The sequence below is a fragment of the Pseudomonas paraveronii genome (genome assembly GCF_963681955.1).
Lineage (GTDB): Bacteria > Pseudomonadota > Gammaproteobacteria > Pseudomonadales > Pseudomonadaceae > Aquipseudomonas > Aquipseudomonas paraveronii.
Genome location: NZ_OY817130.1, coordinates 3,312,258 through 3,329,357, shown reverse-complemented (window position 1 = coordinate 3,329,357; position 17,100 = coordinate 3,312,258). Strand labels below are relative to the sequence as shown.

Annotated in this window: 19 protein-coding genes; 12 read left to right on the top strand and 7 right to left on the bottom strand. The window is 58.1% G+C overall.

Features of this window, described 5'->3' with window-relative positions:
- Positions 1-31 precede the first annotated feature (31 nt).
- The 5 genes from U5A08_RS15150 to U5A08_RS15130 are packed head-to-tail and all read left to right on the top strand — an operon-like array spanning position 32 to position 2,540.
- A complete protein-coding gene (locus tag U5A08_RS15150) occupies positions 32-898 on the top strand; it encodes a hypothetical protein (protein WP_321847278.1) in 867 nt (288 codons plus the stop codon).
- On the top strand, positions 898-1,278 hold the full coding sequence (locus U5A08_RS15145; RefSeq protein WP_321847277.1) for a hypothetical protein: 381 nt from the start codon (positions 898-900) through the stop codon (positions 1,276-1,278). The genes U5A08_RS15150 and U5A08_RS15145 overlap by 1 nt, the downstream gene beginning before the upstream one ends.
- Positions 1,256-1,468 (top strand): hypothetical protein, encoded by a 213-nt coding sequence (locus U5A08_RS15140; RefSeq protein ID WP_321847276.1) that lies wholly within the window; start codon positions 1,256-1,258, stop codon positions 1,466-1,468. Before U5A08_RS15145 ends, U5A08_RS15140 begins: the two co-directional genes overlap by 23 nt.
- A gap of 59 nt (positions 1,469-1,527) precedes the next feature.
- Positions 1,528-2,037, top strand: a complete 510-nt coding sequence (locus U5A08_RS15135) for a glycoside hydrolase family 24 protein (protein WP_321847275.1) — start codon at positions 1,528-1,530, stop codon at positions 2,035-2,037.
- Complete coding sequence (locus U5A08_RS15130; protein WP_321847274.1) at positions 2,034-2,540, top strand: lysis system i-spanin subunit Rz; 507 nt, start codon at positions 2,034-2,036, stop codon at positions 2,538-2,540. Before U5A08_RS15135 ends, U5A08_RS15130 begins: the two co-directional genes overlap by 4 nt.
- Positions 2,541-2,548: 8 nt before the next feature.
- Here the strand turns inward: U5A08_RS15130 and U5A08_RS15125 are convergent, their stop codons facing one another.
- Positions 2,549-2,758 (bottom strand): hypothetical protein, encoded by a 210-nt coding sequence (locus tag U5A08_RS15125; RefSeq protein ID WP_253396067.1) that lies wholly within the window; start codon positions 2,756-2,758, stop codon positions 2,549-2,551.
- Positions 2,759-3,186: 428 nt separating this feature from the next.
- Between U5A08_RS15125 and U5A08_RS15120 the strand changes: the two genes are divergently transcribed.
- Positions 3,187-3,516, top strand: a complete 330-nt coding sequence (locus tag U5A08_RS15120) for a hypothetical protein (protein WP_321847273.1) — start codon at positions 3,187-3,189, stop codon at positions 3,514-3,516.
- Between the two features lie 89 nt (positions 3,517-3,605).
- On the opposite strand, the gene U5A08_RS15115 is transcribed toward U5A08_RS15120, so the two are convergent.
- Positions 3,606-4,304 carry a tetratricopeptide repeat protein gene (locus tag U5A08_RS15115; protein WP_321847272.1) on the bottom strand — a complete coding sequence of 233 codons (699 nt, stop codon included), beginning with the start codon at positions 4,302-4,304 and terminating at the stop codon, positions 3,606-3,608.
- 223 nt (positions 4,305-4,527) lie between these two features.
- Here U5A08_RS15115 and U5A08_RS15110 point away from each other — a divergent pair, with 223 nt between their 5' ends.
- From U5A08_RS15110 to U5A08_RS15100, 3 genes are all read left to right on the top strand, one after another.
- The gene (locus tag U5A08_RS15110) at positions 4,528-4,950 is read left to right on the top strand and encodes an RDD family protein (protein ID WP_321847271.1); all 423 of its coding nucleotides are present in this window, start codon (positions 4,528-4,530) and stop codon (positions 4,948-4,950) included.
- A gap of 136 nt (positions 4,951-5,086) precedes the next feature.
- A complete protein-coding gene (locus tag U5A08_RS15105; protein WP_253396063.1) occupies positions 5,087-5,248 on the top strand; it encodes a hypothetical protein in 162 nt (53 codons plus the stop codon).
- 738 nt (positions 5,249-5,986) lie between these two features.
- Positions 5,987-6,970 carry a GlxA family transcriptional regulator gene (locus U5A08_RS15100; RefSeq protein WP_321852230.1) on the top strand — a complete coding sequence of 328 codons (984 nt, stop codon included), beginning with the start codon at positions 5,987-5,989 and terminating at the stop codon, positions 6,968-6,970.
- A gap of 345 nt (positions 6,971-7,315) precedes the next feature.
- Here the strand turns inward: U5A08_RS15100 and U5A08_RS15095 are convergent, their stop codons facing one another.
- Genes U5A08_RS15095 through U5A08_RS15085 form a run of 3 tightly spaced genes read right to left on the bottom strand, consistent with a single transcriptional unit; the run spans position 7,316 to position 10,483 of the window.
- Positions 7,316-8,578, bottom strand: a complete 1,263-nt coding sequence (locus U5A08_RS15095; protein ID WP_321847270.1) for an NAD(P)/FAD-dependent oxidoreductase — start codon at positions 8,576-8,578, stop codon at positions 7,316-7,318.
- Positions 8,568-9,515, bottom strand: coding sequence for a dihydrodipicolinate synthase family protein (locus tag U5A08_RS15090; protein WP_321847269.1), 948 nt, complete (start codon positions 9,513-9,515; stop codon positions 8,568-8,570). Before U5A08_RS15090 ends, U5A08_RS15095 begins: the two co-directional genes overlap by 11 nt.
- Before the next feature lie 41 nt (positions 9,516-9,556).
- Entirely contained in the window at positions 9,557-10,483 is a 927-nt protein-coding gene (locus tag U5A08_RS15085) for a 4-hydroxyproline epimerase (protein ID WP_321847268.1), read from the bottom strand.
- 220 nt (positions 10,484-10,703) lie between these two features.
- Between U5A08_RS15085 and U5A08_RS15080 the strand changes: the two genes are divergently transcribed.
- The 3 genes from U5A08_RS15080 (at position 10,704) to U5A08_RS15070 (ending at position 14,196) form a co-directional block, all read left to right on the top strand.
- Positions 10,704-11,471, top strand: a complete 768-nt coding sequence (locus U5A08_RS15080; protein WP_321852228.1) for an AraC family transcriptional regulator — start codon at positions 10,704-10,706, stop codon at positions 11,469-11,471.
- Between the two features lie 86 nt (positions 11,472-11,557).
- Positions 11,558-13,624 (top strand): maltose alpha-D-glucosyltransferase, encoded by a 2,067-nt coding sequence (gene treS / locus U5A08_RS15075; protein ID WP_321847267.1) that lies wholly within the window; start codon positions 11,558-11,560, stop codon positions 13,622-13,624.
- Between the two features lie 113 nt (positions 13,625-13,737).
- Positions 13,738-14,196: a hypothetical protein gene (locus U5A08_RS15070; protein WP_253396044.1), complete on the top strand. Its 459-nt coding sequence runs from the start codon at positions 13,738-13,740 to the stop codon at positions 14,194-14,196.
- Between the two features lie 50 nt (positions 14,197-14,246).
- On the opposite strand, the gene U5A08_RS15065 is transcribed toward U5A08_RS15070, so the two are convergent.
- Both U5A08_RS15065 and U5A08_RS15060 read right to left on the bottom strand, forming a co-directional pair.
- On the bottom strand, positions 14,247-14,501 hold the full coding sequence (locus tag U5A08_RS15065) for a helix-hairpin-helix domain-containing protein (protein ID WP_253396043.1): 255 nt from the start codon (positions 14,499-14,501) through the stop codon (positions 14,247-14,249).
- A gap of 1,173 nt (positions 14,502-15,674) precedes the next feature.
- Positions 15,675-15,911, bottom strand: coding sequence for a DUF2790 domain-containing protein (locus U5A08_RS15060; protein ID WP_253400390.1), 237 nt, complete (start codon positions 15,909-15,911; stop codon positions 15,675-15,677).
- Between the last annotated feature and the right edge of the window lie 1,189 nt (positions 15,912-17,100).

The window sequence follows — 17,100 nt, the reverse complement described above, 5'->3', positions numbered from 1 at the left end:
TATGCGGGTATTTTTTCGCCTGGAGAAAACCATGGCAAGACAAGAAATTATTCTCGGTACGCCGCCTACTGGTCTCGGTGGCGACACGCCGCGCGTGGCGAGCTCGAAGATAAATGCGATGACCTTGGAGCTCTATCAGGGCATTGGCACGCCTGCCGCACCGCTGCCATTGGAGCGAGGTGGCACTGGCGGGAAGACGCAGGCAGCCGCTCAGGCAGCCTTGGGCCTGGTTCCGGTTGGGGCGACCAATGACGTCAACCCTGGCCGACTAATGATCGTGGGGTATGGCGGGGTGGGTGGGCAGTTACAGAACAGGTCAAACACTCCCGATGCAGCGTTAACCTTAATGTCGGGCGCATCATTCTCCTACGGGGGGCAGGGCGGTTCATATCCTACAGGGGCTACGGACGGCGCACTGATAAGCCTTAGCTATGAGACTACTGGATCGTTTGTTTATCAGATGCTGGGGGACTGGCGAACCGGAAATCTATATCGTCGAGGGCGGGCAGGTGGAGTGTCTGGCACCTGGGCAAAAATATATGATGATGTAAACGCCTTTGTTGATCCGGCAAGCGGCGGGTTAATGTCTAGAACTACCGTTTCTGGGTTTGATATTTTTAAATATGCAAACGGCAAGATCGAACTTATTGGCCCAATACCGACCAGCGCAACAATAGCGGCAAATAGCAATGGCTATCTTGACGTAACAATTCCAAACGTCCTTGACGCTAGATACTTTGCAACAGTTAGCGCATCACCAGCGCCGTCTATGACATGGGACGTTGGCGGCGCAATGGGCATTTTAACCTCGGCAACAACTGTAAGGGTTTTACTTCGCAATGGCGCAACGGCGCAGACGTTCACAGGTGCAATTCAAGTTTCTGGGCGGTGGAAATAATGAAAATTAAACTTTGGCCAGACCTTGTCGAGTGGCCGCTTGAAGCGTCTGTTAGTGGCGACGTTATTACCATTAATGGTGAGGCTATAGATTTGTCAGTCATCCCTGACGGTTATCGACTTCCTGGCAGTGCGGTTGGTAATAAGTTCTTCGTTGAAACTGAATACGTTGAGCGCAAGGGCAAGACCTTGTACTTCACCCTTCGACTTCCTGTCGATTGGAACAGCCCCGAGGAATACCGCAATCCAGTAGAGCCAATCGTAATCGAAGCGCGCAGCGGTCCGGTAAAGTTCCCCGACACCTCGCCACCCGCGCCCGCCGTGATTGAGCTACCAGAAATTCAGGAGGAACAAGAAAATGGTGGACTGGAGCAAGCTTGAACCGGTCAAGTCAGAGCAGGATCGTGCGAATGAGGTCAGCCTGGAGCGGGCCCACGCATACCTGAAGGAAACTAACTGGCATGCCTTCGCCCTGCTTGAGGATGGCACGCCCATCCCGGACGAAATCAAAGAGGCACGCACAGCCGCACGCGCAACCATCAACCGGCTGGGCCTTCCACCAGCGTCTTGAGTTTCTGCCGAACACCGTCACCCGCCATGAGCGGGTATTTTTTTGTCTGGAGAAAAGCAATGGCCCGACTTTCCGAATCACTCGCCGACGGCCGTAACGCGTTGGCGTTCCTCGACATGCTCGCCTGGAGCGAGGGCACCAGTACATCTTCGGCCACGGCCATGGATGGTTACGACGTGATCGTCACCGGCGCCGATCGTAAGCCCGAGGTCTTCAAAGACTTCACAGATCACCCGTTCGCCAAGGGGCGTGCGTCGAAGGTCATCAACAGCAAGGGGCTGACGTCCAATGCTTCCGGCCGATACCAGCAGATGCTGAAGGACTGGCCGCACTACAAGGCGCTGCTCAAGCTGCCGGACTTCAGTCCGATCAGCCAAGACCTTCTGGCGCTGCAGCACATCCGCGAGTGCCGGGCTTTGCCCGACGTGGTGGCAGGGCGGATCGAAACGGCTATCACGAAGTGCCGGAACATCTGGGCCAGTCTGCCCGGCGCGGGATATGGGCAGCGCGAACACCGACTGGAGGATCTGCTAAAGCAGTACCGGCTGGCGGGCGGGGTGATGTCGTGACGCCCGGGCAGATCCTGGCCGCGATCCTGCTGACGATGGCCATCGGCTTTGGCGGCGCCTGGCAGGTGCAGGACTGGCGCATGGGAAAGAAGCTCTCCGAGCAGGCCGGCCTGCACAAGGACGACCTGGCGGAGATCACCAATGCCGCCGCCGCCCAAGCGCGCACCGAGACCGACAAGCGCCTGGCCCTGGAGCAGCAGCTCGCCGGCCAGGACCAACAACACACCAGGGAATTATCCGATGCCCAACGCAACCAGGCTGTTCTGCGCGATCGCCTTGCCACTTCTGATGTCCGGCTGTCAGTCCTTCTCGACGCCGCGGATTCAGCCAGTGGCTGCAACGTGCCTGCCGCCCCCGGCGCCGTCGGCGTGGTTCATGGAGCCGCGCGAGCCCAACTTGACCCAGCGCATGCTCAACGAATTCTCGCCATTACCGGTGACGGCGATCAAGGATTGATCGCGCTGCGGGCGTGCCAGGCGTATGTCAGGGCGATAGCCCGCTGACCGTCTGATCACTCAGGAGCCATGAGGACGGCCAGGGTAAGCTTGATGAACTCTTCGTTCTCATCGATTGTGTGCAGAGCGCCGCGCACGTTCTCGGCCACATCGGCGGAGCCACGCTGCTCGACCCAGTTCGAGATCTCCATGATGGACGCCTCAAGGGCCAGCTGGTTTTCGTAGAGCTTGGAGAGTAGGGAGGGGAGTAGGTCTGAGTTGGGCATCGGCGGTCCTCTGGTTGAGTGAACAGCTTAGCAGTCGGTGTTCTTTGGGGTGTTTGTGTTCGGTCGGCAGGACGCCGGGGGAGGTTTGAAACAGTTCCGAAACAAAAAGTAGAGTCCGCATTCTGCGCGGTCTCCAGGGCATATTTTTTGCCATGGTTTCGGAACGTAATTTCTCTACAGGCCGCAGCCCACTTGATTTTCACGCTCGGATTGCAAATCCGCCTACGCCGGTTCGATTCCGACCTCGGCCTCCACTCTTAGAAACCCCGTAGATTAACGTCTACGGGGTTTTTTATTGTCTGTGATTTGGGAAATGTTCCGCAACCCCAAGGTTTTTTGATCGAAACCAGAGTGCAGCTAGCGCTGGCCTTTTCGCATCTGGCTTCCAGTGTTAGATTCGTCGCATTAATACCCACAAGGACAGTGCAATGGCCCGCTATTTCAAAAAACCAGGCAGTGACCAAGTTGAAGAGGTCGATGCATTTCAGGTTCTGGCGATATTCTTTCTCGGTGCGATCTATCTGCTCTTCGCCGGCCTTTGGCGGCACTTGCTAATCTGGGGTATCGCCATAGGCTTGGGTATTTTTGCCGGTCCGCCTTGGATGGCTATCCCTATCGCCGGATTGCCCATCATTTACTGCTTTTTGATACGTAAAATCGTGGCTGACGAGTATTTGAAGACGGGTTGGGTGGAGGTGCCCGATCCAAAGGTTGCACTCAAGAAAGCAGCGCCAGGCGCTCAGTCTCTCGCAGAGTAGTTGTTTCGAAGCAGGCCCAGATAGTGTTGGGCCTTTTGCCCCTGGTTTCGGCTAAAAAATCGGCCGTGTAAATGTTTAGTAAGCGTCTGCTACTTTTTTGGCTCGGTTCTTGAGGTGTCTAACTCGTTTTGTAGCGAGCGGAGACGGTTGTCATTTGGATGTTTGAGTTTTAGCTCATTCAGATTTGTTTGCGCCGTTGAGTATTGGCCGACCTTTATTAGATTTCGGACCAGAACTATTTGAGTTATTCGCCCTGGCGCAATATCAAAAGCCGCTTGGTTAAATACCAGGGCTTTGTCGAAGTCAGCGTACTGTTTACCGTTGTCACCCATATATAAGAGACCCAGTACGTTATTCGCCGCGAGTTGACGAGGGTTGATTCTGACCGCTTGTTCCAGGCGCTCTCGAGCTGTCGGGATTCTGCCTTGCATCAGATCCGCATCTGCCATGTTGACGAGATAGTCGTAGGAGCCCGCAGGGTAATAGCTGGCAGCTTTTGCCGCATAGTCTCCCGAGCGCTGGTAGTCACCTAACTCATAGTAGCTAAGGGATATATATCGTAAGGCGGATGCCTTTTGTTGATTGCTGGCCGCCGGGTCGGCTTCAATTTTTTTAAAGTTTTCAATGGCTTCGGTGCTATTTCCATTGTCTTGAAGTGCCTGGCTTTGCGTGAAGTTGGTATTTATTTCTTTTTTATGTTCGTTGGCCTTCACGAGTTCTTGAACCTTGTCGCAGCCGGACACTGTCAGGCAGAAGCAAATCATGGACATTATTTTGGCTTTGCGCATTTCAAGCAGCCTTAGCATCAAAAAGTTTGGATGGACTCAGGGGGGAATGATGCTCAGCCTCGCACCATTTTGGGAAGAGGGAGTCAGCCGTTGCTGATAAATTTTCCAGAGCGAGGGCGCGTTCAATATCTTAAACTGCGCCTGCCACAACAATCACCGAAATCGACACCGGCTTTTTTGCCTCTGGCAATACCTGACCTAAAAACGAATGGAGTAACACCCCATGGAAGGCAACAACACCCCAAACGAATACCGCAAGCCCAATAACCTGGCCGGTCTCGGGCGGCGTTTGGGCGGTCAGTGTATCGACTCGCTGATGACCTTCTTTCTGTTATTCGCGGTAGGGCGCACGGCTGAGGTTTTTGGTTTTGCGTCTGACGTGGCAGGGGTTCTGGCTGTGGGCGTCGCTGCGACGTACTACCTGTTTTCCGACGCTCTGCCCAACGGTCAAAGCTTGGGTAAAAAGCTGCTGGGGATGTCGGTGATCGATGAGCGCAGCTACCTTGGCTGCAATCTATTCCAATCGTTTATGCGCAATATCACGACGCCCTTTCTGAGTGTTCTGGACTGGATTTTTATTTTCTTTGGTTCACGCAAGCGTCTAGGCGACATGCTCGCATCCACGGTAGTGATCCGATCCAGGTAATCAGTCTATAGCGGCCAGGTATTTGTAGCCTTTACAACACAATCCCTACCATCAAGTTACACGATAAGCGTGACGCACTTCATTTTGAACGGTCTTATCCATCGAGCATTAAAGCTTGTGGATAGAGAGTCTTGTGATGAAGTTGAACAACCTAACTAAGGCGGCACTGATTGTCGCGTTGTTATCGTCCCTGTCGGGCTGCTGGATATTCATGCCACCGGGCGGTGGTGGTGGCGGTGGTGGTGGACACGGTCAGGGCGGCGGCCATGGCGGCCCAGGCGGTCCCGGCCCGCGTTAAGTAGCGGCTTATCAGGGCAAGCCACGCTATTCATCTTGATGAGGCGTGGCTTGCTTTTTTTTGCCTGGCTTAAATCACGGGCAAAGAAAAGCCCGCGATGGGGAGTGCGGGCTAAAAGGTGTTTCTCTAGGAGCTGAAACAACATTAGACGCTCATCTGTGAAAGCCTTGTGAAAGGGCAGACTCAACGTACCTCGATGTATTTTAGGTCGATCTGCTCAGACGGATAAGGCATCTGTCACAGACATGTACCCCCGTTTGCATGCCGCTCCATCTTCATGTCCACCCGCCTGCTGTCAGTCTTTATGCTGTTGGAGAGGGGCTGCGTTGACGTCAGACGGGCGAGATGGTCGCCAGCAGACCGATACCGATGGTCAGCACCAAAAAGCCAAACAGGAAAATTGCCATCTTGGTCATAAGGCCTCCGAAGGGAAGGGGGCGGCCGGAACATTCCTGCCGCGCTCGACAAGGGTGTCGGGAGTGGCCCTATTGTCCGCCCCGTTGAAATTTCGATACAGGCGCAGATAGCAAAGAAAAAACCGTATCAGATGCCTGCGCAAGGCTTTGGCCTGGGGGGTTGGCGAGGGCCGGGGTTATCAAGATCAGCGTGTGAGCCAGGCCTTGAGGGTATGGCGCGCCACCTGAGACAGCCGCTGCATTTCCCCCTAAGATGGCGCCCACAGCCTCAACAATAAGAGAGGGCCAACCCTCGATGGAAAGACGTCAATTCAGCGGCGGCATGAAAGGCAAGAACCTGCGCTACCTCAATGAGCCTTCCGGCCAGCCGGCGTCGGCCACCCGCGTCGGCTTCCTGCTGCTCGAACACTTCTCCCTGCCGGCCTTCACCCAGACCCTCGACACCCTGGTCACCGCCAATCTCCTGCGTCCCGAGCTGTTCGCATCGCGCACGTTTGGCTGGGGTGACGGCGAAGTCATCAGCGACCTGGGCCTGGTGATCCGCCCCGATGCACGCCTCGACGTGGCGGCATTGCAAACGCTGGAATTGCTGGTGATCTGCGGCGGCTTTCGCACCGAGCTGAAGGCCAGCGACGACTTCATCCACCTGCTGCGCTGTGCCGCCGAGCAGGGCGTCAGCCTTGCCGGCTTGTGGAACGGCGCCTGGTTTTTAGGTCGCGCCGGCCTGTTGCAGGACTACCGCTGCGCCATCCACCCCGAACATCGTCCGGCGCTGGCGGAAGTCTCCAAGGCTGCCCACGTTACCAGCGAGCCGTATGTCATCGACCGCGACCGCCTGACCGCATCCAGCCCGTCCGGGGCGTTCCACATGGCGTTGGATTGGATCAAGGGCCTGCACGACAAGGCGTTGGTCGAAGGCATCGAGGATATCCTGGCCTTCGAGGAGTCCCGCTACCGGCGGATCAAACCGACGGAAAACGTCAGCGTCAGCGCGCCGTTACGCGAGGTGGTGAAACTGATGGACGCCAACCTCGAAGAGCCTCTGGAACTCGACCAGCTCGCCGTCTACGCCGGCCGCTCCCGCCGTCAGCTCGAACGGCTGTTCAAGGAACAACTGGGCACCACGCCGCAGCGCTATTACATGGAACTGCGGGTGACCGAGGCGCGCCGGCTGTTGCAACACACCGAGTTGTCGCAGGTGGAGGTGCTGGTGGCGTGCGGGTTTGTTTCGCCGAGTCATTTCAGCAAGTGTTATAGCGCGTATTTTGGCTACAGACCGTCGAAGGAAAAGAGGTTGGTCAAGTAGCGCGAGTGAAGCGTATCGATGAGATCTGTGTTGCCAGGTAGGCAGGGGGGAAATGTGTTTATTCATGGCTGCGGGCTCATGCAGAAGAAGGCCGCTTGGGGTTGTATCAATTACGTTTTGGCTCAGGGGGGGCGAATAGTTACGTGATGTTTATTCAGTGTATGAAGCCAAGACCTGCGGCGAATTCGGCTGTGAAAACCCGGCGCGAGAAGGAGGGGGAGGCTGCGCGGAGTCCTTGCCACGTCGGCGTTGCTAAGGCATCGCGCAGCTTCTGTGCAACACGCTCCTACAAGGGTTGTAGGAACTTTCTGGATTTTCAGCGCGGCACTTTTGGCGCGGAGCCTCTTAGAACCGCGCCAACCGATACCCCCCCAGTTCCGGCAAACCCGACAGCAGCGGCCGTTCTGAAGCCAGTTGCGCGATGATGTCTGCCGTCACCGCCGCCTGCGTCAACCCCAGATGTTGATGCCCGAACGCTAGCAGCACCTTGCCATCTGCGACCCGATCGATAATCGGCAGCGAGTCCGGCAGCGAGGGCCGGAACCCCATCCATGGCGTGGCGTCCTGCGCATTGAGGTCTTGCCGGAACAACCCTTTGCTCAGGCGATGCAATTGCCAGGCGCGTTGCATATTTGCCGGGCGCTCAAGACCGGCGAACTCCACGGTGCCGGCCAGGCGTAGCCCGCCGGTCATGGGCGTCATGATGAACTTGCGCTCCAGGGAGGTGACGGCGAAGGGCAGGCGCTGATGTTCGTGGGGCAGCATCAGGTGGTAGCCGCGTTCGGTGTCCAGCGGGACGTGCTTACCCGTCAAGGCCGCGGTGAGTTTCGCCGAGTGGGCACCGCAGGCGATCAGCACCTGGCGTGCAGCCAGCGGGCCTTGATCGGTGATCAACGTAACGCCCTGGGTGTTGATCTGCCCGTCGAGCACCTTGCGGGTGAGGAATTGCACGCCACTGGCTGTGGCGGCGTTCACCAGTTCGCACACCACCCGGTACGGGTCGAGAAAGTGCCCGGTGCCCGCAAAGAACAGCCCGCCCTGGATGTGCTCGCTCAGCTGCGGCGCGGTGTTGCGTATGGCCTCACTCGACCAGAACGCCACGGGCACGCCTTGTTGCTCCATTCGCTGGCGTAACGCGTCGATGGCGCCCCGCGAATCCGCCCGCTCGAACACCAGCAACGAGCCGTCTTCGCGCAGCAACTCCGGGCGGTCGATGCCTTGCAGCAAGCGCTGCCATGCGCCCAGGCTGGCTTCATTCAGTGCGCGAATCCCGGCAACTGTGCGCCGGTAGCTGGCCGGGCGCAGGTTCAGCAGCAAACGCGCAAACCAGGGCAGGGCGCGGGGCAGGTATTTCCAGTCCAGGTGCAGCGGGCCCATGGGGTCCATCAGCATTGCGGGCAAGCGCTTGAGGATCGATAGGTCGGCGATGGGGAACACTTGCTCGGTCGCCAGGTGGCCGGCGTTGCCATAGGAGGCGCCCATGCCGGGTGGCTGTGGGTCGATGACGATGACCTGGCGCCCTTGGCGTGCCAACTGCAAGGCGCAGGCGACGCCGATGATGCCCGCGCCGACCACGGCGATGTCGGCGCTTGGGGTTTCAAGCGACATTCTGTTCAGCCGACCAGTTGGCGTACCACTGGCGGAACAGCGTGTACTGGCTTTCGGCATAACGACGCTGGGCCTCGCTGAGCCGGTCGGTTTCGTTGAAGTGCAGGGCGTAGCCGCGGTCACCGTTGAGCACCATCAGGTACTTGTAATACAGCACCAGATCGCAGCCTTCGTCGAAGGACGAGAGCACCGCCAGCGCGGCTTCCAGCTCCAGTGCCTGGCGACGCGCCTTGGCATCGCCCTTGGCGGCTTGCTTGCTCAGCGCCACCAGTTGCAGCACCTCCCGTGGCAGGGCGTTGCCGACACCGGTGATGGCGCCAGTGGCGTTGCAGTTGACGAAACCGTGGACCACCTGGGTATCGACGCCGACCATCAGGCTCACGTTTTCGTCCTGGGAGGTGATGTGTTCGGCGGCGTAGCGCAGGTCGGCGGCGCCGCCGAACTCCTTGAAGCCGATCAGGTTCGGGTGTTCGCGGCGCAGTTCGAAGAACAGCTCGGCGCGGGTGGCGAAGCCGTAGTAGGGGCTGTTGTAGATCACCGCCGGCAGGTTGGGCGCGGCCTTGAGGATCGCAGCGAAGTGGGCCTTTTGCGCGGTCGCCGACGCCCCCCGCGACAGCACGCGGGGAATCACCATCAACCCCTGGGCGCCGACCTTGGCCGCATGCGCCGCGTGGGACAGCGCTTCACGGCTGTTGACCGCGCCGGTGCCGACGATGGTCGGCACGCCAGCGGCCGCCAGGCGCGCCACGCCTTCCTGGCGCTGGGCTTCGGTGAGCAACGGCCAATCGCCCATCGACCCGCAATACACCACGGCACTCATGCCGATATCGATCAATTCGCGGCCCTTGGCGACCAGCGCGTCGAAGTCCGGTTCGCGCGCGGCGGTACACGGGGTCATCAGCGCGGGGATGCAGCCGGTGAAGATGTTGTCGCTCATGGTACTGACTCCTTGGAATGCTTAGTCACATAGCGCGGGGCTCAGATGCCCCAGGCGAAAGGGTCCTGCTCATCGATCAGCAGAGTGCTGTCGGCGGTCATGTAGGCGCGGCCGGTGATGAACGGGCGCACGCGTTCGCCGTCCCATTCATAGCGACCTTCGAACTGGCTGCCGGTGATGCTGGCTTGTACCCAGGTTTCACCCGGGGCGAGTTTGTTGTCGGCGGCCAGGCAGGCGAGCTTGGCGCTGGTGCCGGTGCCGCAGGGCGAGCGGTCGTAGGCTTTGCCCGGGCACATGACAAAGTTGCGGCTGTCGGCGTGGGCGTCGTCGGCAAACAACTCGATGTGGTCGATCAGGGCGCCGTGTTCCCCCCGGATGCCCTGGGTTTCGAGGGCCTTGAGCATCGCCCAGGTGTAGTCGGTCAGGGCGTCGACGTTGTCCATCTGCAGCGCCTGGCCGTGTTCCCAGACCAGGAAGAACCAGTTGCCGCCCCAGGCGATATCGCCATGGACCACGCCATGGCCCGGCACGTCCACCGCTATCCGTTGGCGAAAACGGTAGGCCGGCACGTTACACAGGGTCACGGCGCCGTCCTCGTGCAGCGTGGCCGCCACTGGGCCGACCGGGGTGTCGATGGTATGCACGCCGGGCGCAATGCGCCCTAAATAGTGCAGCGAAGCAACCAGGCCGATCGTGCCGTGGCCGCACATGCCGAGGTAGCCCGCGTTATTGAAGAAGATCACGCCGCATAGGGCGCCTGGCGTGACCGGCGCGCAATACAGCGCGCCCACCAGCACATCGTTGCCCCGTGGTTCCAGCAGGCAGGCGCGGCGCCACTGGTCGTGGTGGGTGCGCAGGCTGTCGAGTTGCGCGGCGATGCTGGTGCCGGTCAGCGCGGGGAATCCATCCATCACCAGGCGCGTGGGTTCGCCGCCGGTGTGAGAGTCGATGACGTGCAGTCGTTTCATGACGCGCTCCATTCAGGGCTGAGCCGGGCGCAGCGGGCGCCTTCCTGTGAGTGACGGGATAGGCAGGCAGTGGCGCTATCGTGAACGCATCGGCGTTGCTGGCGATTGATGTTTTGCGCTGTGTCGGATGACGAATTCAGCACAGTTTTCCACGCTCGACAGCGTCCTGTGCATGCGGCAATCTGCTGGACGTCGAGGCGCAAAGTGGAGGGCCGAAGTGATGTTGCAGAGCGCGTTTGCAGCCCTGTGCCAAGGGAGTGAGGCGAATCGCCCGCAGAGCATCGAGCAGTTGTTGGCCGGCGTCATGCAACTGTTGCCGATGCTGGATGTGATCCCCAATGCAGCGATCTTCATCAAGGATCTCGACGCCCGTTATGTGCTCGCCAACCGCACCTTGGTGCAACGTTGCGGGCTCAAGCAACTAGAACCGCTGCTGGGCAAAACCAGCGCCGAGGTGTTCCCCGAGCAACTGGGGCCGGGCTATACCGAACAGGATCGGCGGGTGCTGCAGCAGGGGTTTGTCCTGGCGGATCAGCTCGAATTGCATCTGTATGGCAGCCGCGAACCGGGCTGGTGCCTGACCCATAAATGGCCGCTGTACAACCATGTCGACCAGATCATCGGCCTGGCCGGGATCTCGGTCGACCTGCAGTCAGCCAGCCAAACCCACCCGGCCTACCAACGCCTGGCCGCTGTGGACGAGCACATTCGCAGGCACTTCAATCGGCGCGTGACCGTGGGTGAACTGACACGGATCGCCGGGATTTCCGTGGCGCAACTGGAGCGTTACTGCAAGCGTGTGTTCCACCTGACGCCGCGACAAATGATCCAGAAAGCGCGCCTGGAACAGGCTCACCGCTTGCTGCACGGCGACCTGCCGATCACCGACGTGGCGCTGCAGTGCGGTTATACCGACCACAGTGCATTTACCCGCCAGTTCAAGGCGTCGACGGGGTTTACGCCCAGGCAGTACCGCCAGTTGGGCTAGTCGCCGGCATTGCGATGCAACGAATAGCCCCGGTCGCCGCTCCTATGCTTACGAGTAACCTTTTCACGACGACAGGTAATGGGCTTATGACGGCGGCGGACAACGATCATGTGAACTGGCTGGTGCAACAGTCGATGCTGCACGCGGCGCGTCAACGGGCCAAGCTCTACTCGGGGCAAGGCCGCATGTGGCAACAGCCGTATGCGCACACCCGGCCGCGCGATGCGTCAGCCTTGTCGTCGGTGTGGTTTACCGCGTACCCGGCGTCGATTGTCACGCGTGAAAATGGCACGGTGCTGGAGGCGCTGGGCGATGAAAGCCTGTGGCATGCCTTGTCGAAGATCGGTATCCAGGGCATTCACAACGGCCCGCTGAAAAAGTCCGGCGGCCTGGCCGGGACGGAACACACGCCGACCATCGATGGCAATTTCGACCGCATCAGCTTCGACATCGACCCGCAGTTGGGCACCGAGGCGCAGTTGCAGGCGTTGACGCGCATGGCGGCTGCCCACAACGCGGTGATCATCGACGATGTGATCCCGTCGCACACGGGCAAGGGCGCGGATTTCCGCCTGGCCGAGATGGCTTACGAGGACTATCCGGGGCTCTACCATATGGTGGAAATCCGCGAGGAAGACTGGCCGTTGCTGCCGGAGGTCGCAGGCGGGCGCGATGCGCAGAACCTCAGCCCGCTGCAGGTGGACGCGCTGCGCGATAAGCACTACATCGTCGGTCAGTTGCAGCGGGTGATTTTCTTCGAGCCTGGCGTGAAGGAAACCGACTGGAGCACCACGCCCGTGGTCATCGGCGTCGATGGCAAGCCGCGGCGCTGGGTCTACCTGCATTACTTCAAGGAGGGCCAACCGTCGCTCAACTGGCTCGATCCATCCTTTGCCGCGCAGCAAATGATCATTGGCGATGCGCTGCACGCGATCGATGTAATGGGCGCGAAGATCCTGCGCCTGGACGCCAACGGTTTCCTCGGTGTCGAGCGCAAGCTCGACGGCACGGCCTGGTCGGAAAGCCATCCGCTGTCGATCACCGGTAATCAATTGCTCGGCGGCGCGATTCGCAAGGCCGGCGGTTTCAGCTTCCAGGAACTGAACCTGACCGTGGACGATATCGCCTCAATGTCCCACGGCGGTGCTGATCTCTCCTACGACTTCATCACCCGGCCGGCGTACCAGCATGCGTTGCTGATGGGCGATACCGAGTTCCTGCGCTTGATGCTGCGCCAGATGCACACCCTCGGCATCGACCCCGGCTCGCTGATCCATGCCTTGCAAAACCATGATGAACTGACCCTGGAACTCGTGCATTTCTGGACCCTACATGCCCATGACAGCTTCCTCTACCAGGGGCAGACCTTTCCCGGCAACGTCCTGCGCGAGCATATCCGTGAGCAGATGTACGAGCGCCTGGCCGGCGAACATGCACCGTATAACCTCAAGTTCGTCACCAATGGCGTGTCCTGCACCACCGCCAGCATCATCACGGCAGCCCTCGGCATTCGTGACCTGGAGGCGATCACGCCGGCTGATATCGAGCAGATTCGCCAGATCCATTTGCTCTTGGTGATGTACAACGCCATGCAGCCCGGCGTGTTCGCCTTGTCCGGCTGGGACCTGGTCGGTGCATTGCCGTTAGCGGCGGATGAGGTCGCGCACCTGATGGCCGATGGCGATACCCGCTGGATTCACCGGGGTGCCTACGACCTGGTGGACCTGAACCCGCAGGCCGAGCTATCCGCTGGGCAGATGCCTCGTTCGAAAAGCCTGTACGGCAGCCTCAATCGCCAATTGCAGGACCCCGATTCGTTTGCTTCGCAATTGCAGAAAATCCTCGCCGTGCGCCGTGCCTATGACATCGCCGCCAGTCGCCAAATCCTGGTGCCGGACGTCGAACATCCTGGCTTGCTGATCATGGTCCACGAACTGCCGGCCGGCAAAGGCACGCAAATCACCGCGCTGAACTTCGGTAGCACGCCGCTCACCGAAACCCTGCACCTGCCCAATATCGCGCCGGGACCGGTGGTGGACATCATCAATGAACGGGTCGAAGGCGACCTGACGGCCGAAGGGGAATTCACCATTACGCTGGACGCGTATGAAGGGCTGGCGTTGCGGGTAGTCAGCAGTTCGCCGATGCTTTAGCGCAGATCAAGTGATGACCGCCACCGACAGGTCAAACTGGTTCGGTGCAGGTTGCCACGCGGGTCGAGGGCAACCCGGCACGACGCTAATCCAGCCATAAGAGGAACCTGACCATGTTGTTTGATGCATATGCTGAAGAGTCGCTGAACGGTATCGGTCATGTCGTCCAGGATATCGAGGACGTTGCGCAGTACACCGAAGGGTTGCGAGCACGTCTTTCTGAACTCTTCGCGTCTACGCACAGCCGTTTTGGCGTGAGCTTTTCCGTTCCGCCAGAGGGTTACTTCCAGGTTGAAGGCCACTTCGGTTTGGTCAGAGCGAATCTGCTCTATGCCAATGAGGGCAGCGGCACCTTTGGTCGTGTGGTGCTTCGCAAGCACACGCTGGACGAGCAGGGAAGAGACGCCTGGCCGGAAATCTGGGCGTTTCGGATTCTGAAGGATGGCGATGTCTGGGAGAGTGACAGCGGCCCGGTGCTCTACAACGAGAGGAATACGCCAAACGAGCACAAGTTCGTCGCCGTTCGGCGTCTCGTCGAATCAATCGTGCTGTCTGCAATGAAACCACGCTAGATCCGCCAGGCAGTCAACAAGCAACCCCTGCGGGAAGCGAGTGAACGCGCTTACCCGTGAGGGTTGCGTGCGCGCTCGTTTCTCGCAAGTGCCACGGCCGCAGTGATTGCTGCGCGGGCTTGAGGGCTGTTCTTCCAGCATGTCGAGCCTAATGCCGCAGAGGCCTGGGCCAGGATGTCTCCCACGTGTGATTGGCTGAGAGCGTCCAGCGATTCGATGCCCATCTGTTCAAGCCGGGTAATCACTGTGGGGCCTACGCCCTTGAGTGCGAGCAACGCAGTTCTTTCTTCCAATGAGAATGGCATCGGTAAATTCCTTTTTCCAAGAGCCCCGGAGTGTGCCGGATGCCGGGGAGTGTTTCAATAAACCGAAGTTGATTCGGTACATCGTACTACCTGGCTGTCGACACGTGGGCTTGCTGTTTTTTGATTGTTTAAGGGCCATATAAAGAGCGTTACATTTTTGACATATAAATGTAACGCCATTAAAAAATAAAATAGCTGACTTTTAAGTCAGCCTACAAAAACGGGACCATATTAAAAGTAGGGAAAATAGTTTCCCTCTTAGAATAGGTGATCCCATTGGAATATACATATCCAAACGAGTTACACGAAAAATCCAGCGTGAAAGCGGTGCTCGTGACTGATAACAAAGTCATTAGTACATCCGAGTATATTGAGATCTTCTTAATAACCAGGGGTTATGACACGACCCCTGAAAATAGGCTCAGGGTCTCGGAAAGCCTGGCTCACGTACCTGCGCGCGAGCGCCATTCCTCCTCTGAGCTGGACCACTGGCTTGATTGTCACTTCAAAAGCTGACTGCCGCTTTCACAGCGGTATTTAACGTAAGCGTGATAATCAAAGGGTAATGCCAAGTGCTTATGCAGACTGATTACGAGATACATTACATAAAGCGTGGCCACAAAAACGTCAGAAGGATCAGGGCCAAACACATGATGGAGGTTGATGCGTGGAAAGTTGCCATTATTGCGGAGGGCGGCAGCCGTGAAGAGACTCTTTCCTTAGTTTGTTTGGCACAGGTTAAAGCACTGGCGGCTAGGTACGATGTAAGCTCAGTCCGGTGGAACAAAGCGATACATGTAAAGAACCTGGAAACGGTCATGTCAAATAGAGGCATAACGCGGGAGGATACGGGCGAGCGTACCTTGGATCCGTTGGCTCAACCCCAGGACAACGTCACACCCGATCAATCAGACTGACAGCAAGCAACCGAGTGCTGCTCGACGCGAAAAGGCCTGGACGTGTTCCAGGCCTTTTCATCGAGCAGAGCCGTTTCATTATTTGGCATTCCTTTGCGTGATCTGGTTTTGTTGAGCCACAAAAAACCCCGCACTAGGCGGGGTCTGCCTGCATCACCGATGCAGGGGGCGGAAATGATGCTGGGAACTTCCCCCAGCTTGCCCCTGTGGGGCGTTTTAACAAACCTGCCATCAAGCAGGCTTTGTTGGGACTCGGTCAGCTGTTGGAACAACCGTTACCCATCACGCTGTATTGCATGACGTGTTCATGGCCTTGGTGGTCCAGGTAAGTCATCTGGACAGGCACTACCGCACAGACATTGTCAGGGATAGAGTCCACGTGAATCACTTTGGCGATGTCGAGGTGCGAGCTGTAGCTGTACTGCTCGACGGCCGGTTGATCGGCAAACGCCATCTGGCTGCCCAGCATTACAAAAGAAGCAGCAATCAACATTTTAAACAGTTTCATTTTTTCAGTGTCCCAACGATGCAAACGATTTACGTCTTCAGTCGGAGTACATATGGCCGAAGGCTCTACGAGGCGCGGGAGGGTGGTTTGCTTGGACCCTGTGGATTGGCGCTTCGTCGCTTTGTTTGGAAGCTGGGTCTAGTTTATGCCGTTGGCGATTTTGATAAATCCCAAAGCCTGGAAATCATTGTTGTCGAAAAGGTAATAATGCTGCGTGGCACCAGGGAAGCATCCCTGTCAAAGACGTTCGGGCTTTGCTTCTGCGGGCAGGTAACGCGAACTTGCGGTTGTTTAGTGCCGGGAGAAAAGCATGGGGTTGGTCGGCTGGATGCCGTGGCTGGGGCGGTGCGGAGCAAGGTTAGAAATGGTGGTCCAGAAAAGATAAGGGCTGCATCAGATTCTCCGGCAAGCTCTTGATCTCTACGGTGCGAATGGAGAGGGCTAGCTTTTTGATAGCAGACTCACTCCCGCAAGACTCACTTTGCAGGCATGACCAGGTAACGGCTTGCCGAGCCAACTCACGCAGAACTCATCCACTTCCACCCATGTGTCCGCAGGCGATTGTTGGCATCGAATGAGCTCTGAGCAGACGCCGTTTTGATCAACTCTGACGAAGCTGCGGAATTTAGAGGGCGTGACGAAAAATAGCTTAAGCCACAGCATGATGATCTCCTTATTGTTATTGGTAGCTATCTAGGTATCGCTTTATTTCAGGCCGAGGCCATTGGATTCTGGGGTTTTTGCTGCACATTTCGTTTTGATGTTCCTGGTATTTCGGGCGCTGTTAGGCGCGCCTTATGTTGGCCCGGTCACGTCGAATGTTGGTCTCAAAACTGTATTGCAGTTCCTTAAAAATGACAGGCTTTATGGGCAAACGACCCGATCGCAAGCTCGATGCACTCATGGCGAGTCACTGTGCCGGTCATTGCGGCGATCTGCTCGAATATGAGCAGCGAGGGGCCCGTGATTAGTCCAGCCATTAGGTCCATTTGAGGGTCTAGAAAGCGTAGCAGTGGCCAACTAAACGGCCCGCGCACGGGCCTAATGGACATCCTTCAAAGACGCAGAGGGGATTGGTTTCCCCCTCCTATCTCTGCTGAGCGTTACGCCGTCGTGTTGACTCGCGTGCCTATTGATCCTGAGGTTGCTTTGGTCTGTTCGACTTCGCCCGGAG

Excerpts from the sequence above, each read along its gene's own strand:
- U5A08_RS15150 (WP_321847278.1), top strand. The coding sequence starts at position 32 with ATGGCAAGACAAGAAATTATTCTCGGTACGCCGCCTACTGGTCTCGGT.
- U5A08_RS15145 (WP_321847277.1), top strand. The coding sequence starts at position 898 with ATGAAAATTAAACTTTGGCCAGACCTTGTCGAGTGGCCGCTTGAAGCG.
- U5A08_RS15140 (WP_321847276.1), top strand. The coding sequence starts at position 1,256 with ATGGTGGACTGGAGCAAGCTTGAACCGGTCAAGTCAGAGCAGGATCGT.
- U5A08_RS15135 (WP_321847275.1), top strand. The coding sequence starts at position 1,528 with ATGGCCCGACTTTCCGAATCACTCGCCGACGGCCGTAACGCGTTGGCG.
- U5A08_RS15125 (WP_253396067.1), bottom strand. The coding sequence starts at position 2,758 with ATGCCCAACTCAGACCTACTCCCCTCCCTACTCTCCAAGCTCTACGAA.
- U5A08_RS15120 (WP_321847273.1), top strand. The coding sequence starts at position 3,187 with ATGGCCCGCTATTTCAAAAAACCAGGCAGTGACCAAGTTGAAGAGGTC.
- U5A08_RS15115 (WP_321847272.1), bottom strand. The coding sequence starts at position 4,304 with ATGCGCAAAGCCAAAATAATGTCCATGATTTGCTTCTGCCTGACAGTG.
- U5A08_RS15110 (WP_321847271.1), top strand. The coding sequence starts at position 4,528 with ATGGAAGGCAACAACACCCCAAACGAATACCGCAAGCCCAATAACCTG.
- U5A08_RS15105 (WP_253396063.1), top strand. The coding sequence starts at position 5,087 with ATGAAGTTGAACAACCTAACTAAGGCGGCACTGATTGTCGCGTTGTTA.
- U5A08_RS15100 (WP_321852230.1), top strand. The coding sequence starts at position 5,987 with ATGAAAGGCAAGAACCTGCGCTACCTCAATGAGCCTTCCGGCCAGCCG.
- U5A08_RS15095 (WP_321847270.1), bottom strand. The coding sequence starts at position 8,578 with ATGTCGCTTGAAACCCCAAGCGCCGACATCGCCGTGGTCGGCGCGGGC.
- U5A08_RS15090 (WP_321847269.1), bottom strand. The coding sequence starts at position 9,515 with ATGAGCGACAACATCTTCACCGGCTGCATCCCCGCGCTGATGACCCCG.
- U5A08_RS15085 (WP_321847268.1), bottom strand. The coding sequence starts at position 10,483 with ATGAAACGACTGCACGTCATCGACTCTCACACCGGCGGCGAACCCACG.
- U5A08_RS15080 (WP_321852228.1), top strand. The coding sequence starts at position 10,704 with ATGTTGCAGAGCGCGTTTGCAGCCCTGTGCCAAGGGAGTGAGGCGAAT.
- treS (WP_321847267.1), top strand. The coding sequence starts at position 11,558 with ATGACGGCGGCGGACAACGATCATGTGAACTGGCTGGTGCAACAGTCG.
- U5A08_RS15070 (WP_253396044.1), top strand. The coding sequence starts at position 13,738 with ATGTTGTTTGATGCATATGCTGAAGAGTCGCTGAACGGTATCGGTCAT.
- U5A08_RS15065 (WP_253396043.1), bottom strand. The coding sequence starts at position 14,501 with ATGCCATTCTCATTGGAAGAAAGAACTGCGTTGCTCGCACTCAAGGGC.
- U5A08_RS15060 (WP_253400390.1), bottom strand. The coding sequence starts at position 15,911 with ATGTTGATTGCTGCTTCTTTTGTAATGCTGGGCAGCCAGATGGCGTTT.